Annotated in this window: 23 protein-coding genes; 20 read left to right on the top strand and 3 right to left on the bottom strand. The window is 43.6% G+C overall.

The window, feature by feature from the left end; genetic code table 11:
- Positions 1-320 precede the first annotated feature (320 nt).
- The 3 genes from N6A79_RS07340 to xth form a co-directional block, all read right to left on the bottom strand.
- Positions 321-1226, bottom strand: coding sequence for a transporter substrate-binding domain-containing protein (locus N6A79_RS07340; RefSeq protein WP_262078063.1), 906 nt, complete (start codon positions 1224-1226; stop codon positions 321-323).
- Between the two features lie 482 nt (positions 1227-1708).
- Positions 1709-2431 carry a DUF4279 domain-containing protein gene (locus tag N6A79_RS07335; RefSeq protein ID WP_268545436.1) on the bottom strand — a complete coding sequence of 241 codons (723 nt, stop codon included), beginning with the start codon at positions 2429-2431 and terminating at the stop codon, positions 1709-1711.
- A gap of 60 nt (positions 2432-2491) precedes the next feature.
- Positions 2492-3271 carry an exodeoxyribonuclease III gene (xth, locus tag N6A79_RS07330; protein ID WP_268545435.1) on the bottom strand — a complete coding sequence of 260 codons (780 nt, stop codon included), beginning with the start codon at positions 3269-3271 and terminating at the stop codon, positions 2492-2494.
- Positions 3272-3857: 586 nt separating this feature from the next.
- Between xth and rpsL the strand changes: the two genes are divergently transcribed.
- The 20 genes from rpsL to rpsH all read left to right on the top strand — a co-directional run bounded on the left by rpsL (position 3858) and on the right by rpsH (position 15406).
- The gene (gene rpsL, locus N6A79_RS07325) at positions 3858-4229 is read left to right on the top strand and encodes a 30S ribosomal protein S12 (protein ID WP_182419535.1); all 372 of its coding nucleotides are present in this window, start codon (positions 3858-3860) and stop codon (positions 4227-4229) included.
- Positions 4230-4247: 18 nt separating this feature from the next.
- Positions 4248-4718: a 30S ribosomal protein S7 gene (gene rpsG / locus N6A79_RS07320; RefSeq protein ID WP_182419534.1), complete on the top strand. Its 471-nt coding sequence runs from the start codon at positions 4248-4250 to the stop codon at positions 4716-4718.
- A 29-nt stretch (positions 4719-4747) separates the two neighbouring features.
- A complete protein-coding gene (gene fusA, locus N6A79_RS07315; RefSeq protein ID WP_182419533.1) occupies positions 4748-6835 on the top strand; it encodes an elongation factor G in 2088 nt (695 codons plus the stop codon).
- A 57-nt stretch (positions 6836-6892) separates the two neighbouring features.
- Positions 6893-8068, top strand: a complete 1176-nt coding sequence (gene tuf, locus N6A79_RS07310; RefSeq protein WP_182419000.1) for an elongation factor Tu — start codon at positions 6893-6895, stop codon at positions 8066-8068.
- A gap of 64 nt (positions 8069-8132) precedes the next feature.
- The gene (gene rpsJ, locus N6A79_RS07305) at positions 8133-8441 is read left to right on the top strand and encodes a 30S ribosomal protein S10 (protein WP_002964363.1); all 309 of its coding nucleotides are present in this window, start codon (positions 8133-8135) and stop codon (positions 8439-8441) included.
- 25 nt (positions 8442-8466) lie between these two features.
- Positions 8467-9192: a 50S ribosomal protein L3 gene (rplC, locus tag N6A79_RS07300; RefSeq protein ID WP_182419532.1), complete on the top strand. Its 726-nt coding sequence runs from the start codon at positions 8467-8469 to the stop codon at positions 9190-9192.
- Positions 9192-9812, top strand: a complete 621-nt coding sequence (rplD, locus tag N6A79_RS07295) for a 50S ribosomal protein L4 (protein WP_182419531.1) — start codon at positions 9192-9194, stop codon at positions 9810-9812. Before rplC ends, rplD begins: the two co-directional genes overlap by 1 nt.
- A complete protein-coding gene (locus tag N6A79_RS07290; protein WP_182419530.1) occupies positions 9809-10102 on the top strand; it encodes a 50S ribosomal protein L23 in 294 nt (97 codons plus the stop codon). Before rplD ends, N6A79_RS07290 begins: the two co-directional genes overlap by 4 nt.
- A 20-nt stretch (positions 10103-10122) precedes the next feature.
- On the top strand, positions 10123-10956 hold the full coding sequence (gene rplB / locus N6A79_RS07285; RefSeq protein ID WP_182419529.1) for a 50S ribosomal protein L2: 834 nt from the start codon (positions 10123-10125) through the stop codon (positions 10954-10956).
- A gap of 15 nt (positions 10957-10971) precedes the next feature.
- Positions 10972-11250: a 30S ribosomal protein S19 gene (gene rpsS / locus N6A79_RS07280; RefSeq protein ID WP_182419528.1), complete on the top strand. Its 279-nt coding sequence runs from the start codon at positions 10972-10974 to the stop codon at positions 11248-11250.
- Between the two features lie 2 nt (positions 11251-11252).
- Positions 11253-11642 (top strand): 50S ribosomal protein L22, encoded by a 390-nt coding sequence (gene rplV / locus N6A79_RS07275; RefSeq protein ID WP_182419527.1) that lies wholly within the window; start codon positions 11253-11255, stop codon positions 11640-11642.
- Positions 11642-12352, top strand: a complete 711-nt coding sequence (gene rpsC / locus N6A79_RS07270) for a 30S ribosomal protein S3 (RefSeq protein WP_182419526.1) — start codon at positions 11642-11644, stop codon at positions 12350-12352. Before rplV ends, rpsC begins: the two co-directional genes overlap by 1 nt.
- A gap of 36 nt (positions 12353-12388) precedes the next feature.
- A complete protein-coding gene (rplP, locus tag N6A79_RS07265) occupies positions 12389-12802 on the top strand; it encodes a 50S ribosomal protein L16 (protein ID WP_182419525.1) in 414 nt (137 codons plus the stop codon).
- 11 nt (positions 12803-12813) lie between these two features.
- Positions 12814-13014 carry a 50S ribosomal protein L29 gene (gene rpmC, locus N6A79_RS07260; protein WP_182419524.1) on the top strand — a complete coding sequence of 67 codons (201 nt, stop codon included), beginning with the start codon at positions 12814-12816 and terminating at the stop codon, positions 13012-13014.
- Between the two features lie 10 nt (positions 13015-13024).
- The gene (rpsQ, locus tag N6A79_RS07255) at positions 13025-13267 is read left to right on the top strand and encodes a 30S ribosomal protein S17 (RefSeq protein ID WP_262097374.1); all 243 of its coding nucleotides are present in this window, start codon (positions 13025-13027) and stop codon (positions 13265-13267) included.
- Positions 13268-13417: 150 nt separating this feature from the next.
- On the top strand, positions 13418-13786 hold the full coding sequence (rplN, locus tag N6A79_RS07250; RefSeq protein ID WP_182419522.1) for a 50S ribosomal protein L14: 369 nt from the start codon (positions 13418-13420) through the stop codon (positions 13784-13786).
- A gap of 12 nt (positions 13787-13798) precedes the next feature.
- A complete protein-coding gene (rplX, locus tag N6A79_RS07245) occupies positions 13799-14113 on the top strand; it encodes a 50S ribosomal protein L24 (RefSeq protein ID WP_182419521.1) in 315 nt (104 codons plus the stop codon).
- Positions 14106-14663 carry a 50S ribosomal protein L5 gene (gene rplE, locus N6A79_RS07240; protein ID WP_262078059.1) on the top strand — a complete coding sequence of 186 codons (558 nt, stop codon included), beginning with the start codon at positions 14106-14108 and terminating at the stop codon, positions 14661-14663. Before rplX ends, rplE begins: the two co-directional genes overlap by 8 nt.
- Positions 14664-14687: 24 nt before the next feature.
- Positions 14688-14993: a 30S ribosomal protein S14 gene (gene rpsN, locus N6A79_RS07235; RefSeq protein ID WP_182419519.1), complete on the top strand. Its 306-nt coding sequence runs from the start codon at positions 14688-14690 to the stop codon at positions 14991-14993.
- Positions 14994-15007: 14 nt separating this feature from the next.
- The gene (rpsH, locus tag N6A79_RS07230) at positions 15008-15406 is read left to right on the top strand and encodes a 30S ribosomal protein S8 (protein WP_182419518.1); all 399 of its coding nucleotides are present in this window, start codon (positions 15008-15010) and stop codon (positions 15404-15406) included.
- The last annotated feature ends 30 nt before the right edge of the window (positions 15407-15436 follow it).

The raw sequence follows: 15436 nt of genomic DNA, 5'->3' as shown, positions 1-15436 counted from the left end.
GTTATTTTTATATCATTTCATTTGAAAGAACAGTTCCTTATCCTCATTAGAACATTGAACCTTATATAATATGAGTGCTAAATTTTCAAGTTTAATATTTCTAAGGTTAAGTTGGCTGATTAAGTCTATGTTATTAATTGATTTTATTAATTTTAATCATACAATAGTTAACTAATATAGCCCCTTTTAGCTTCGTATCAGCTTTAATAATTACTGGTAAGCTTTAGGTTAATATTGTTATATAATATCAGTTAGATATGGCTGTTTCTTAGTGTTTTGCTAAAAGGCAGCGTAAACTGCCTTTTAGCAAGGAATTAATTTTACTTATTTTCTGGATAATCTTCCATAGGCTTATCGTTAGGATGCTCCCACGCATTACGCGTGCTTGCAGAAAGTGGGAGATTCACAATAACATTTGCTGGTGGAATTGGCTCAAGAAACCACTTGTTGTAAAGCTTTTCAAGTGAACCATCTGTAATTTGGCGCACAATACTTTCATCAATTTCCTTTTTAAGATTATCGTCACCCTTGCGCAGCATACACGCTATTGGCTCAACTGACAAAACTTCATCTAGAATTTTAAAGTCGGCAGGATTTTTAGCTTTGGAGATATTGGCAGCTAGAATGGAGCCATCCATAACAAAGGCATCAGCTCTGTCGCTTTCTAACAAAAGGAAACTGTTGGCGTGATCTTTACCCTGCATTTCTTTGAAGCGAATATTTTCAGCTCGCTGGTTACGGCGCAAGGTTTGCACTGAGGTCGTTCCAGTAGTGGTAGCAACGGTTTTACCGTTAAGGTCGTTAATCGAGTTAATTCCAGAATCCTTCTTAACTGCAATTCTTACTTCTTCTACATAGGTGGTATAGGCAAATGAAGCTTCGTCTGCACGTGAACGATTATTGGTGGTTGAGCCACATTCAAAATCATAAGTACCATTTTGTACAAGCGGAATTCGATTGGCTGAAGTAATTGGTAAATAATTAATTTTCAAAGGCTTGCCAATTTTTTTTGAGATGTCGTCAATGATACGTTCTGCCATTTCGGTATGAAAGCCGACATATTTACCATTGCCTAATGTATAGGCAAGACCAGAAGATTCGCGCACACCTAAAGTGACTTCACCTGTTTGCTTAAGCTTTTCAAGAGTGTCAGCAGTTTGTGCCTGTGCCGCAGTGCTAAGACCTAACAGGGTTGTAGCAGCGAAGGCGATAAGTGCCTTTTTCATGAATTTCCTCCTAAATATGACGATCAAAGTGTTCATTTTGTTTAAAGACGTATAGCCTTTGAAAAATAGTGGCACATTTGTGAAAGAAAAATAAGCCCTTTAAAAAAAATAAATATGCCCTAGCGCTAAATATCAGGGATTAAATAAGATTAAATACATTATAACTTGTTGATATAAGTGCGGTGGATAGCCGCAATATAGCTATCTTTCTAATTATCAAATTTTTATGATTTAAACTGGTTATAACCAATAGGGGGATAAACAGTGAGCTGTAAGAGTGGTTGCTTTTTTGTTGTACTGTGTAAATTTTATCTAGCAAAGGTAATTGTCAGAAACGGGATTCGTAATAAACCTTTGTGGAAGTGGCAATAGGGCGCTTTTTTCTGTAAGGCTTCTTCCCGTGTCTTGCATTGGGTGTTTGGCTTGGCATTTGAATTTTATTATCGATATTGCTGCTAATCTTATAAATTTATGCAAAAGTTTTATTCATATAGATCAACATATTTTACCTCAATATCTAGATTTAAGTTAGCTAATTCATTGACAATTTCAATGGTGATGTAACCCGATGGTAATCTAAGTTTCTTATTTACATTTATTATAAGTTTGTTCTTATATGTGCTGGAGTTTAATCGTTCTAATTTTAATTTGTCCCACGCTTCGCCTATATCTTCAAGCCAACCCGAAGATATGGCTGAATTGAGATTTAATTGGGACGATTTTTGAATATCAATAAAATCCAGTTTTACTTTTGAAACTTCATCATCATTGATATCGTCATAAAATGCTATATCTATGCATGACCTAAATTCACTGGCTATTTGTATTAATGCTTTTGGTATTATTATGCTGGGATATTCATCCAATATATTTACAATTATCGATATCTCAACATTGCCACCTTCATTTGTAATTTCTTTCAATATCTGCCATTTACTTTTAAATATTGAAATAAATTCGATATACTCATCTTCAAGTGTGGGAAGGGCGCTTGTTTGATAAATCCATAAATTTGTTCTTGGAACAACATTTTTCGGATTTTTCGCGCCCTTTTCCATTTCTGTGTAAGGTTTTATGTCAAGAAGTTTCGATATGTCTTTGGGTGGTATTGGGTTATCAAGTAAGCCAAACGATAAAACTATCTTTGATCGGTGTACTGTAATTCCTTTGTGTTTTTTCGTATTTACGTTGCTACGGTAGTGCAATTTTTATGGAAGCCAGTTATTAAACCATGTTGTCGTCAAGTAAGGCATTGTCTGCTTTTATCAGTCTTTGATATCAACCCACACGGGAACGTGATCGGACGGCTTATCCCAGCCGCGAAGGCTTTTGCTTATTCCGCAGGCCGTTATTTTATCAATCGCTTCGGGTGATGCTAGGAAATGATCAATGCGGATACCTTCATTTTTTGGCCATGCACCAGCTTGGTAGTCCCAAAAACTATAAACCTTATCATTAGTTGCCATTCTAATAACGTCTTGCATGCCTAAATTGATAATTTTACGAAAGGCGGCCTTTGTTTGTGGTAGGTACAAGGCATCATCAGTCCATTTTTCAGGTGATTTTGCATCAATAGGGTTAGTTATAACATTGTAGTCACCAGCAAGGATGAAAGGTTCTTCAAACGTAAGCCGGTCTTTTGTAAAGTCGACAAGACGTTCCATCCAAGCTAATTTATAAGGATATTTCTCTGTATCAACAGGATTGCCATTGGGTAAATATAGGCTAGCAATACGAATAGAACCTGTAGAGGTCGAAAATACCCCCTCAATAAATCGTGCCTGCTCGTCGCTTTCATCGCCCGGTAGTCCGCGTAGCACTTCATCAGGAGATTTTTTAGATAATAAAGCCACGCCATTAAAGCTTTTTTGCCCATGAGTTTCGACATGGTAGCCAAGAGCCTCAATCTGGGAACGTGGAAAAGCCTCGTCAATGCTCTTTATTTCTTGTAAGCACACGATATCAGGTGCATCTTGCTTAAGCCAAACAAGTAAGTTTTCAATTCGTGCTTTTACGCCATTAATATTCCAAGTTGCGATTTTCATAGCGTCCTTACCATTTTGTGGGGCTGTACATTATTGTGCCTGCATTTTAAAGCGTATATTCAGAAAAGAGCAAGGCAAATCTATCACTTCAAGCCATTTATCGTTGACAATGTAAATCGTGTTTTGCCGTATATAGTCACGCCTATTGTCTTAATTATGCTGCTTACTTGTTTACCTGTTTTTGTAAAAATCGACTCGCTATTATGATATTCTATTCAAACAACATAAATAACCTTAACTCCCTGTTAACCATATTTCAGTTTTGTGATAAAAGCTGAAAAAAAACGAGAAAAACCGCAAAAAAAGCCGAGTTTTACACATATTGCACTTGACGCGATGCGATAATCCATGTATCAGAAGCCCATCTAAACCAATGTGAAGCGGCATTTTTCTAGGCGTCTCGCTAAGAAGTTAGCTTCAAACAGGGTTGGTTTTACATAATTTGTATATGTGCATGCATTGCATGAAGCTTTGGCTTCCTCTGTTTTTGTCGGGCAAGCTACTTTTGTGGTTCTGTCCGGTTTTTTTGCATGTGTGAAGCAGCCCTTTTGGGTTATTTGAAGAGTTTTTAGTAGAGGAAGGTTCAATGCCTACCGTAAACCAGTTGATCCGCAAGCCGCGTGTAGCGTCGGTGAAGCGTAATAAGGTTCCTGCTTTGCAGGCCAATCCGCAAAAGCGTGGCGTTTGTACACGTGTTTATACAACGACCCCAAAGAAGCCTAACTCGGCTCTTCGTAAGGTTGCTAAGGTGCGTCTAACGAATGGATTTGAGGTTATCGGTTATATCCCTGGTGAGGGGCATAATCTTCAGGAGCACTCTGTTGTGATGATTCGTGGGGGTCGTGTTAAGGATCTTCCGGGTGTGCGTTATCACATCATTCGTGGTGTTCTTGATACGCAGGGTGTTAAGAATCGTAAGCAGCGCCGTTCCAAGTATGGCGCGAAGCGTCCGAAGTAAGATTGAGAGACCGATAATATGTCCCGTCGTCATAAAGCTGAAAAGCGCGAAATTAATCCAGATCCAAAGTTTGGTGATTTGGTTATTACAAAATTCATGAATGCCGTTATGTTTGACGGTAAGAAATCTGTGGCAGAGCGTATCGTTTATGGCGCTTTGGATGCTATTGAAGCTAAGGCAAAATCAGAGCCTGTTGCTTTGTTTCATCAGGCGCTTGAAAATGTTTCTCCTCATGTTGAGGTTCGTTCACGCCGTGTTGGTGGTGCAACATATCAGGTTCCTGTTGATGTTCGTCCAGATCGTCGTCAGGCTTTGGCAATTCGTTGGCTTATCAATGCGGCACGCTCGCGTAATGAGACAACAATGATTGATCGTCTTTCGGGTGAATTGTTGGATGCTTCCAATAATCGTGGTTCGGCTGTTAAGAAGCGTGAAGATACGCATCGTATGGCTGAAGCTAACCGTGCATTCTCCCATTATCGCTGGTAATTCGGCATTTCTAATCAAAGGCAGAGAAAATGGCCCGCGAATTTAAAATTGAAGACTATCGTAATTTTGGTATTATGGCGCATATTGATGCTGGTAAGACAACTACCACTGAGCGCATTTTGTACTATACCGGTAAGTCGCACAAAATTGGTGAAGTGCACGATGGTGCCGCGACCATGGATTGGATGGAGCAGGAGCAAGAGCGTGGTATTACCATTACTTCTGCTGCTACAACTACTTTCTGGGAAGGTCGTGATGGTAAGAAGCGTCGCTTTAATATCATTGATACGCCAGGTCACGTTGACTTTACCATTGAAGTTGAGCGCTCATTGCGTGTTCTAGATGGTGCTATTGCTCTTCTTGATGCAAATGCTGGTGTTGAGCCGCAGACTGAAACTGTTTGGCGTCAGGCTGAAAAGTACAATGTTCCTCGCATGATCTTTGTTAATAAGATGGATAAGATCGGTGCAGATTTCTATCGTTCGGTAGATATGGTAAAGACTCGTCTTGGTGCAAAGGCTGTTGTTATGCAATTGCCTGTTGGTGCTGAGAGTGAATTTGCTGGTGTTGTTGATCTTATTGAAATGAAGGCTCTTATTTGGCAGAACGAACAGCTTGGTGCTGCTTGGGATGTGGTTGAGATTCCTGATGATCTTAAAGATCGTGCTGTTGAATATCGTGAAGCATTGATTGAAGCTGCTGTTGAAGTTGATGAAGCTGCAATGGAAGCCTATCTTGAAGGCAAGATGCCTACAAATGACGAGCTTCGTTCGCTCATTCGTCGTGGTACCTGTGCTGTTGAATTCCATCCTGTTTTCTGTGGTTCCGCCTTTAAAAATAAGGGTGTGCAACCACTTCTTGATGGTGTTGTTGATTTTCTTCCTTCACCGCTTGATGTTCCTGCGATTAAGGGTATTGATCCTAAGACTGAAACTGAAACAACTCGTGAATCTTCAGATGAAGCTCCGCTTTCTATGCTTGCTTTCAAAATCATGAATGATCCATTCGTTGGCTCTTTGACTTTCTGCCGCATTTATTCCGGTAAGTTGACTAAGGGTGTTTCTCTTGAGAATACCGTTAAAGGTAAGCGTGAGCGTATTGGCCGTATGTTGCAAATGCACTCCAATTCTCGTGAAGATATTGAAGAAGCCTATGCTGGTGATATCGTGTCTTTGGCTGGTCTTAAGGAAACAACAACTGGTGACACTCTTTGTGATCCATTGAAGCCTGTTATTCTTGAGCGTATGGAATTCCCAGAGCCAGTTATTGAAATTGCAATTGAGCCTAAAACTAAGGCTGACCAAGAAAAGATGGGTCTTGCACTTAATCGTCTTGCAGCTGAAGATCCATCATTCCGCGTTAAGTCGGATGAAGAATCGGGTCAAACAATCATCGCTGGTATGGGTGAACTTCATCTTGATATTCTTGTTGACCGTATGCGTCGCGAGTTTAAAGTTGAAGCAAATATTGGTCAACCGCAGGTTGCATATCGTGAAACAATCACTCGTGCAGCTGAAATTGATTATACTCATAAAAAGCAGTCTGGTGGTTCTGGTCAGTTTGCTCGCGTTAAGATTATTTTTGAACCTCATGATGGTGACGACTTCATCTTCGAATCAAAGATCGTTGGTGGTGCTGTTCCTAAGGAATATATTCCTGGTGTTCAAAAAGGTATTGATAGCGTCATGGGTGCAGGTCCGCTTGCTGGCTTCCCTATGCTTGGTGTTAAAGCAACACTCATTGATGGTGCTTATCACGATGTTGACTCTTCTGTTCTTGCCTTCGAAATTGCTGCTCGTGCAGCATTCCGTGAGGGTGCACAGAAGACAGGTGCTCAGCTTCTTGAACCAATCATGAAGGTTGAAGTTGTAACTCCTGAGGATTACGTTGGTGATGTTATCGGCGATCTGAATTCCCGTCGTGGTCAGATTTCAGGTACTGAAGCTCGTGGTATTGCAACAGTTGTTAATGCAAATGTACCATTGGCAAATATGTTCGGTTATGTTAATTCACTCCGTTCAATGAGTCAGGGTCGTGCACAATATACTATGCAGTTCGATCATTACGAGCCTGTTCCTGCAGCTGTCGCTCAGGAAATTCAAAAGAAATATGCGTAATCGCTGATTGCGTTACAGTTTTAAACATTGCCTCAGGGCATTATACGGAGAGCTCAAATGGCTAAGAGCAAATTTGAACGTAATAAGCCGCATGTTAATATCGGCACAATTGGTCACGTTGACCATGGTAAAACCAGTTTGACAGCTGCGATCACCAAGTATTTTGGTGAGTTTCGCGCTTATGACCAGATTGATGCTGCACCTGAAGAAAAGGCGCGCGGTATCACCATTTCAACTGCACACGTAGAGTATGAGACAGAAAACCGTCACTATGCTCACGTTGACTGCCCAGGCCACGCTGACTATGTTAAGAACATGATCACCGGTGCGGCTCAGATGGATGGTGCTATTCTTGTTGTTTCTGCAGCAGATGGTCCAATGCCACAGACCCGCGAGCACATTCTTCTTGCTCGTCAGGTTGGTGTTCCTGCAATCGTGGTTTTCCTTAATAAGGTTGATCAGGTTGATGATGAAGAGCTTCTTGAGCTTGTTGAATTGGAAGTTCGTGAGCTTCTTTCAAAATATGATTTCCCAGGCGATGAAATTCCTATCGTTAAGGGTTCAGCTCTTGCAGCACTTGAAGACAGCAACAAGACGATTGGTGAAGACGCAATCCGTCTTCTCATGAGCGAAGTTGATGCTTATATTCCAACTCCAGAGCGTCCAATTGATCAGCCTTTCTTGATGCCAATTGAAGACGTGTTCTCAATTTCAGGTCGTGGTACTGTTGTAACTGGCCGTGTTGAGCGTGGTATTGTTAAGGTTGGTGAAGAAGTTGAAATCATTGGTATTCGTCCAACTTCAAAAACCACTGTTACTGGCGTTGAAATGTTCCGCAAGCTTCTTGATCAAGGTTTGGCTGGCGATAACATTGGTGCGTTGCTTCGCGGTGTTGATCGTGAAGGTATCGAGCGTGGTCAGATCTTGGCAAAGCCAGGTTCAGTAACACCTCATACAAAATTCCAAGCTGAGGCTTACATCTTGACCAAGGAAGAAGGCGGTCGCCATACTCCATTCTTCACAAATTATCGTCCTCAGTTCTATTTCCGTACAACAGACGTGACAGGTATTGTTACGCTTCCTGAAGGTACAGAAATGGTTATGCCTGGTGATAATATTTCTGTGAATGTAGCTTTGATCGTTCCAATCGCAATGGAAGAGAAGCTCCGCTTCGCTATTCGTGAAGGTGGTCGTACCGTTGGTGCGGGCGTTGTAGCGAAAATCATTGAATAATTGGCAAAATTTCGTTGAGGAACACTTCCTTGTGAAGTGTTCCGCATAACAAGGAACTATAATAATGAACGGTCAGAACATCCGCATTCGCCTTAAGGCGTTTGATCATCGGATCCTTGACGCGTCGACACGAGAGATCGTCTCGACAGCCAAGCGTACCGGCGCCAATGTACGTGGACCTATTCCTCTTCCAACTCGGATCGAGAAATTCACGGTTAACCGGTCGCCACACATCGATAAGAAGAGCCGTGAGCAGTTTGAAATGCGCACCCATAAGCGTCTTCTTGATATTGTTGACCCAACTCCACAGACAGTTGATGCTCTTATGAAGCTCGATCTTTCTGCTGGTGTTGATGTCGAGATCAAGCTTTAAGCTTGGGACGGAAGGATTAAATCCAATGCGTTCAGGTGTAATTGCACAAAAGCTGGGCATGACCCGCATTTATAATGATGCAGGTGAGCATGTACCTGTTACTGTTCTTCGTATGGAGAATTGTCAGGTTATCGCACAGCGTACAGTCGATAAAAACGGCTATACCGCTGTCCAATTAGGTGTAGGCCTTGCTAAGGTTAAAAATACAACGCAGCCATTGCGTGGTCATTTTGCCAAAGCTTCGGTTGAACCTAAAGCAAAATTGGCAGAGTTCCGCGTAACTCCAGAAAACCTTCTGGATGTTGGTGCGGAAATTACTGCAGAACATTTCGTTCCGGGTCAAAAAGTTGACGTAACCGGTACCTCGATCGGTAAGGGTTTTGCTGGTGTTATGAAGCGCCACAATTTTGGTGGTCATCGTGCATCGCATGGTAACTCCATCACCCACCGTGCACATGGTTCTACTGGTCAGCGTCAAGATCCGGGTAAAGTTTTTAAGGGTAAGAAAATGGCTGGTCATATGGGCCAGACACGTATCACCACTCAGAATATTGAAGTTGTGTCTACAGATCTTGCTCGCGGACTTATTCTTGTTCGTGGTGCAGTTCCTGGTTCAAAGGGCGCATGGATTCTTGTTCGTGATGCCGTAAAGCATGCTCTTCCTGCTAATGCACCAAAGCCTGCAGCTCTACGCCAGTCAGGTAACGCAGCAGCTGAAGTTGCCGCACCCGCAGCTGAGGGAGCCGAATAATGGATCTCAATATTACTACACTTGAGGGCAGCGAAGCCGGCAAGCTCAATGTATCGGATTTAGTATTCGGTCTTGAGCCACGCGAAGATCTTCTTCAGCGTGTTGTTCGTTGGCAGCTTGCTCGTCGTCAACAAGGAACTCATCAAGCGCAAACCCGTGCTGATGTTTCCCGTACCGGCGCGAAAATGTACAAACAAAAAGGTACAGGTCGCGCTCGTCACCATTCCGCTCGTGCTCCACAGTTTCGTGGCGGTGGTAAAGCGCATGGCCCAGTTATGCGTTCTCATGCTCATGATCTTCCTAAAAAGGTTCGTGCGCTTGGTTTGAAACATGCTCTTTCGGCTAAGGCAAAAAATAATGATCTTATCATTATTGACGAGCTTGCAGTTAAAGATGCAAAGACTAAAGTTTTGACCGGCTTATTTGCAAATTTAGGTCTTCAAAACGCTTTGCTCATCGGTGGATCTGAAATCGATGTTAATTTCAGCCGCGCTGCATCTAACATTCCTAATGTTGATGTATTGCCGGTTCAGGGCATTAATGTTTATGACATTCTGCGTCGTGGTAAGCTTGTTCTTTCCAAGGCTGCAGTTGAAGCCCTTGAGGAGCGGTTTAAATGACGGATCTTAGACACTATGACGTGATCGTCAGTCCGGTTATTACCGAGAAGTCCAACCTGATTTCAGAAAATAATCAGGTTGTATTCAACGTTGCCCCTAAGGCTACGAAACCAGAAATTAAGGCTGCAATTGAAGCGCTATTTGGCGTTAAAGTAGTAGCTGTTAATACTCTTGTCCGTAAGGGTAAGGTTAAGCGGTTCCGTGGCATTGTCGGGCGCCAGAGCGATGTCAAAAAAGCGATTGTCACATTGGCTGAAGGTCAGACAATTGACGTATCGACCGGTCTATAAGAGGCCGTGGAGTAGGAATAATGGCACTTAAGCATTTCAATCCGACCACGCCAGGCCAGCGTCAGCTTGTTATTGTTGACCGGTCAGGTCTTTATAAGGGAAAGCCTGTGAAGGCTTTGACCCAAGGTCTTTCCTCTAAAGGCGGTCGTAATAATACTGGACGGGTAACCGTTCGTTTCCAAGGTGGTGGTCATAAGCGTACATATCGTTTTGTGGACTTTAAGCGTTTAAAGCGCGAAGTTCCAGCGACAGTTGAGCGTTTAGAATATGATCCTAATCGTACAGCCTTTATCGCACTTATCCGTTATCAGGACGGTGAGTTAAGCTACATCATTGCACCACAGCGTTTAGCTGTTGGAGATCAGGTTATTGCCGGCGCTAGCGTTGACGTAAAGCCTGGTAATGCAATGCCACTTAGCGCGATGCCAGTTGGTACGATTATCCACAATGTGGAAATGAAGCCAGGTAAGGGCGGTCAAATTGCCCGTTCTGCTGGTACTTACGCCCAGCTCGTTGGTCGCGATCAAGGCATGGCTATTTTGCGTTTGAATTCAGGTGAACAACGCTTGGTTTCAGGTAGCTGTTTTGCAACAGTTGGCGCAGTATCTAATGCCGATCATGGTAATATCAATGATGGTAAGGCCGGTCGTTCACGTTGGCGTGGTAAGCGCCCTCATGTACGCGGTGTTGCTATGAACCCTGTTGACCATCCACACGGTGGTGGTGAAGGTCGTACTTCTGGTGGCCGTCATCCTGTTTCACCTTGGGGTAAGCCAACAAAAGGTAAACGTACGCGTTCGAATAAAGCGACTGATAAGTTCATCATGCGCTCACGTCATCAGCGTAAGAAATAAGAGAGGTAGTCTAAAGTGGCTCGTTCAGTTTGGAAAGGACCGTTTGTCGATGGCTATCTTCTCAAGAAAGCTGAGAAGGTACGCGCGAGTGGTCGTAATGAAGTTATCAAAATGTGGAGCCGTCGCTCCACTATTTTGCCGCAATTTGTGGGCTTGACCTTTGGTGTATATAACGGTAACAAGCACGTTCCTGTTTCCGTATCCGAGGAAATGGTCGGACAAAAATTCGGCGAATTCGCTCCGACCCGGACCTATTATGGTCATGGTGCGGACAAAAAAGCGAAGAGGAAATAAGAATGGGCAAAGCCAAGGCTCCGCGCCAGCTCAAAGATAACGAGGCTAAAGCAGTTACTCGTACAATCCGTGTCAGTCCCCAAAAGTTAAATTTGGTTGCTGCCATGATCCGCGGAAAAAACGTCAATACGGCACTGGCGGATTTGACCTTCTCGCGTAAGCGTATCGCTGCAACTGTAAAAAAGACTCTTGAGTCTGCTATTGCAAATGCAGAAAACAATCATGATCTTGATGTAGATTCGTTGATTGTCGCTGAAGCACATGTGGGTAAGTCAATCGTAATGAAGCGCTTTCACGTTCGCGGTCGCGGTCGTGCAAGCCGTGTAGAAAAGCCATACTCGCATCTTACCATTGTGGTGCGTGAAGTCGCTGCAACAGGGGAGGCCGCATAATGGGTCAGAAGATTAACCCCATCGGGCTTCGTCTCGGTATCAATCGCACATGGAATTCACGTTGGTTTGCAAATACTGGTGAGTATGGTAAACTATTGCATGAAGATCTAGCCATCCGTAAGTATTTGATGAATGAGCTCAAAACAGCTGGTATTGCCAAGATTGTTATTGAACGTCCTCATAAAAAATGCCGCGTAACCATTCATGCTGCACGTCCTGGTTTAATTATCGGTAAAAAAGGCGCAGATATTGAGCGTTTTCGCCGCAAGTTAAGCGATATGACTAACGCTGATGCGTCATTGAATATCGTTGAAGTTCGTAAGCCAGAAGTTGATGCGACTTTGATCGCTCAATCAATTGCTCAGCAGTTAGAACGCCGCGTTGCATTTCGTCGTGCTATGAAACGTGCTGTTCAGTCAGCTATGCGTTTGGGTGCAGAAGGTATTCGTATCAACTGTTCCGGTCGTTTAGGTGGTGCTGAAATCGCTCGTATGGAATGGTATCGTGAAGGTCGTGTGCCTTTGCATACATTGCGTGCAGATATCGATTATGGTACAGCTGAAGCCGAAACCGCTTATGGTATTTGTGGTGTTAAAGTTTGGGTATTCAAGGGCGAAATTCTTGAACATGACCCAATGGCTTCTGAACGCCGCGCTCTTGAAAGCGATAGTCAAGGTGCTCCGTCGAACCGTCGTCGCGACAACGCTTGATTGACGGTAAAACAGAGATTTTTGGAGTAAAGAACAATGTTGCAGCCCAAGCGCACAAAGTTCCGTAAGCAGTTTAAAGGTCGTATTCACGGCAATTCAAAAGGCGGAACGGAATTGAATTTTGGTGCTTTCGGTCTGAAGGCAGTTGAGCCTGAGCGCGTAACTGCGCGTCAGATTGAAGCCGCCCGTCGTGCCATCACGCGTCATATGAAGCGTGCTGGTCGCGTATGGATCCGTATTTTCCCAGATCTTCCGGTTACTTCTAAGCCAACCGAAGTTCGTATGGGTAAAGGTAAAGGTAGTGTAGACTATTGGGCAGCTCGCGTTGCCCCTGGTCGTATCATGTTTGAGCTTGATGGCGTATCTGAAGAAATCGCACGTGAAGCTCTTCGTTTGGGAGCTGCAAAGCTTCCAATTAAGACACGTTTCATCCAGCGTATTGCTGAGTAAAGGGTTTTGCGATGACAGCCGCTGATTTTCGGGCCAAGACGCTCGACCAGCTTAATCAAGAATTGGCTTCGCTTAAGAAAGAGCAGTTTAACCTGCGCTTTCAAAAAGCAGTAGGCCAGTTAGAAAAGACCGCGCGCGTGAAAGAGGTTCGCCGTGACATCGCGCGTATTAAAACAATTGCCCGCCAGAAGGCGGCCGATAGCAAGGCATAAGGAATAGATCATGCCGAAACGCATTCTGCAGGGCGTTGTCGTTAGCGACAAGAGCGACAAGACTATTGTAGTCAAGGTCGAACGCCGTTATTCTCATCCGCTTCTTCAAAAGACTATTCGTCAGTCTAAGAAGTATAAAGCGCATGATGAAAACAATCAGTACAAAATTGGTGATTTTGTTTCAATTCAAGAATCAGCGCCAATTTCAAAAGATAAATGTTGGGTCGTTGTTAACAACAGCGCAACAAAATAATTAGCGCATTTATTGTGAGAAGTGTAAAAAGGGTGCGTTATACGCAACCTTTTTTCGCTTATTCATGAAAATGTTTAAATCGTGGTTTGACAGGCTAGTCAGGATGCTGTATGGCGTCCGGGACTACAACATAAAAGAAGGCGGCCAGTCATGATTCAGATGCAAACAAACCTCGACGTTGCGGACAATTCCGGTGCCCGTCGTGTCATGTGCATCAAGGTGCTGGGCGGTTCGAAGCGGAGATATGCTTCTGTGGGCGACATTATTGTCGTTTCTATTAAGGAAGCTATTCCGCGCGGCCGCGTTAAAAAAGGTGACGTGATGAAGGCAGTAGTGGTTCGTACCGCTAAGGATATTCGTCGCGCCGATGGCAGCGTTATTCGTTTTGATAAAAATGCTGCTGTTATCATTGATAACAAAAAAGAGCCAATCGGTACGCGTATTTTCGGACCGGTTCCACGCGAACTTCGCGCGAAGAACCATATGAAAATCATTTCGCTTGCTCCCGAAGTGCTTTAAGGAGCGGTACAAATGCAGAAAATTCGTAAAGGGGATAAAGTCGTAGTTTTGACCGGAAAAGATAAAGGTCAAAGTGGCGAAGTTATCAAAGTAAGCCCTAAGGAAAATACGGCGCTTGTTCGCGGTATTAATATGGTGAAGCGTCATCAGCGTCAGACGCAGACTCAGGAAGCCGGTATTGTTTCTAAGGAAGCGCCGATTAATTTGTCGAATATCGCTATTGCTGATCCAAGTGACGGTAAGCCTACTCGTGTTGGTTTCCGTGTGGAAGCTGATGGTCGTAAAGTCCGTGTTGCTAAGCGTTCTGGAGATCTGATCGATGGCTGATACTAAAATTGAACCGCGCTTGAAAAAGCAATATCGTGAAGAGATCCGTAAGGAGCTTCTCGAAAAATTCAAATATGCAAATGAAATGCAGATTCCACGCATAGACAAGGTTGTCTTGAATATGGGTGTCGGTGAGGCGACTGGCGATTCTAAAAAGCCTGGTATTGCTGCTGAAGATCTAACTCTCATTGCTGGTCAGCGCGCTGTTGTTACACGTGCTCGCAATTCTATTGCGACCTTTAAGGTTCGTGAAGATATGCCTTTAGGTACAAAGGTTACTTTGCGTAAAGATCGCATGTTTGAATTCCTAGATCGTCTTGTGACTATTGCATTGCCGCGTGTTCGCGACTTTCGTGGTCTCAATCCGAAAAGCTTTGATGGTCGTGGCAACTTCGCTATGGGTATCAAGGAGCACATTGTGTTCCCAGAGATCAACTACGATAAAGTAGATCAAATTTGGGGCATGGATATTATCGTTTGTACGACGGCTAATACGGATGATGAAGCACGTGAGTTGTTACGCGCATTCAACTTCCCGTTCCGGTCGTAACGGCAAGCGTAGCGAGGTATAGAAATGGCCAAAGTTAGTGCCGTAGAGAAAAATAAGCGTCGTCAGAAGATGGCTAAGCAATATGCTGATCGTCGTGCAAAGCTTAAAGCTGTTGTTATGGATCAGTCTGTTTCGCTTGATGAGCGTTTTAAAGCGACTATTCAGCTTGCAGAGCTTCCACGCAATTCAGCGAAAGTTCGTGTTCGCAATCGTTGTGAAGTGACAGGTCGTCCACGCGCTTATTATCGTAAATTGCAAATGTCACGTATCGCATTGCGTGAACTTGGCTCACTTGGTTTAGTGCCAGGTATTGTCAAGTCTAGCTGGTAAGAAGGAGATAAGATATGTCTGTATCAGATCCTCTCGGTGATATGTTGACACGCATTCGCAATGCGATCGGCCGCCGTAAAACGAAAGTTGTAACTCCTGCTTCAAGGCTTCGCGCTCGCGTTCTTGATGTTCTTCAGTCAGAAGGTTACATTCGTGGTTATACCCAAAGCGATTTTGATAACGGTAAATCTGAAATCGAAATCGAATTGAAGTATTACGAAGGTATGCCTGTGATTCGTGAGATTTCACGCGTATCAAGACCAGGTCGCCGCGTTTATGTTTCGGTTAAGTCTATTCCTCATGTGGCTAATGGATTGGGTATTAATATCCTTTCAACGCCAAAAGGTGTGATGGCCGATCATGAAGCCCGTGAACAGAATGTAGGTGGAGAGCTTCTTTGCCGCATCTTCTGATGTGGTATTAGCTTTAACCCAGGAAAGACA

This window comes from Bartonella sp. HY761 (assembly GCF_026743145.1).
Classification (GTDB): Bacteria; Pseudomonadota; Alphaproteobacteria; order Rhizobiales; family Rhizobiaceae; genus HY038.
Note: the sequence above shows the minus strand (reverse complement) of the source record. Positions and strands in the feature narration are given on the sequence as shown.

Bases quoted from the DNA above. Each gene is read 5' to 3' on its own strand.
- rplE (WP_262078059.1), top strand. From the start codon at position 14,106: ATGGCTGATACTAAAATTGAACCGCGCTTGAAAAAGCAATATCGTGAA.
- rpsN (WP_182419519.1), top strand. From the start codon at position 14,688: ATGGCCAAAGTTAGTGCCGTAGAGAAAAATAAGCGTCGTCAGAAGATG.
- rpsQ (WP_262097374.1), top strand. From the start codon at position 13,025: ATGCCGAAACGCATTCTGCAGGGCGTTGTCGTTAGCGACAAGAGCGAC.
- rplP (WP_182419525.1), top strand. From the start codon at position 12,389: ATGTTGCAGCCCAAGCGCACAAAGTTCCGTAAGCAGTTTAAAGGTCGT.
- N6A79_RS07340 (WP_262078063.1), bottom strand. From the start codon at position 1,226: ATGAAAAAGGCACTTATCGCCTTCGCTGCTACAACCCTGTTAGGTCTT.
- N6A79_RS07290 (WP_182419530.1), top strand. From the start codon at position 9,809: ATGACGGATCTTAGACACTATGACGTGATCGTCAGTCCGGTTATTACC.
- xth (WP_268545435.1), bottom strand. From the start codon at position 3,271: ATGAAAATCGCAACTTGGAATATTAATGGCGTAAAAGCACGAATTGAA.
- fusA (WP_182419533.1), top strand. From the start codon at position 4,748: ATGGCCCGCGAATTTAAAATTGAAGACTATCGTAATTTTGGTATTATG.
- rplN (WP_182419522.1), top strand. From the start codon at position 13,418: ATGATTCAGATGCAAACAAACCTCGACGTTGCGGACAATTCCGGTGCC.
- rpsL (WP_182419535.1), top strand. From the start codon at position 3,858: ATGCCTACCGTAAACCAGTTGATCCGCAAGCCGCGTGTAGCGTCGGTG.
- rplC (WP_182419532.1), top strand. From the start codon at position 8,467: ATGCGTTCAGGTGTAATTGCACAAAAGCTGGGCATGACCCGCATTTAT.
- rplV (WP_182419527.1), top strand. From the start codon at position 11,253: ATGGGCAAAGCCAAGGCTCCGCGCCAGCTCAAAGATAACGAGGCTAAA.
- rpsJ (WP_002964363.1), top strand. From the start codon at position 8,133: ATGAACGGTCAGAACATCCGCATTCGCCTTAAGGCGTTTGATCATCGG.
- rpsC (WP_182419526.1), top strand. From the start codon at position 11,642: ATGGGTCAGAAGATTAACCCCATCGGGCTTCGTCTCGGTATCAATCGC.
- rpmC (WP_182419524.1), top strand. From the start codon at position 12,814: ATGACAGCCGCTGATTTTCGGGCCAAGACGCTCGACCAGCTTAATCAA.
- rplX (WP_182419521.1), top strand. From the start codon at position 13,799: ATGCAGAAAATTCGTAAAGGGGATAAAGTCGTAGTTTTGACCGGAAAA.
- rpsG (WP_182419534.1), top strand. From the start codon at position 4,248: ATGTCCCGTCGTCATAAAGCTGAAAAGCGCGAAATTAATCCAGATCCA.
- rplB (WP_182419529.1), top strand. From the start codon at position 10,123: ATGGCACTTAAGCATTTCAATCCGACCACGCCAGGCCAGCGTCAGCTT.
- tuf (WP_182419000.1), top strand. From the start codon at position 6,893: ATGGCTAAGAGCAAATTTGAACGTAATAAGCCGCATGTTAATATCGGC.
- rplD (WP_182419531.1), top strand. From the start codon at position 9,192: ATGGATCTCAATATTACTACACTTGAGGGCAGCGAAGCCGGCAAGCTC.
- rpsH (WP_182419518.1), top strand. From the start codon at position 15,008: ATGTCTGTATCAGATCCTCTCGGTGATATGTTGACACGCATTCGCAAT.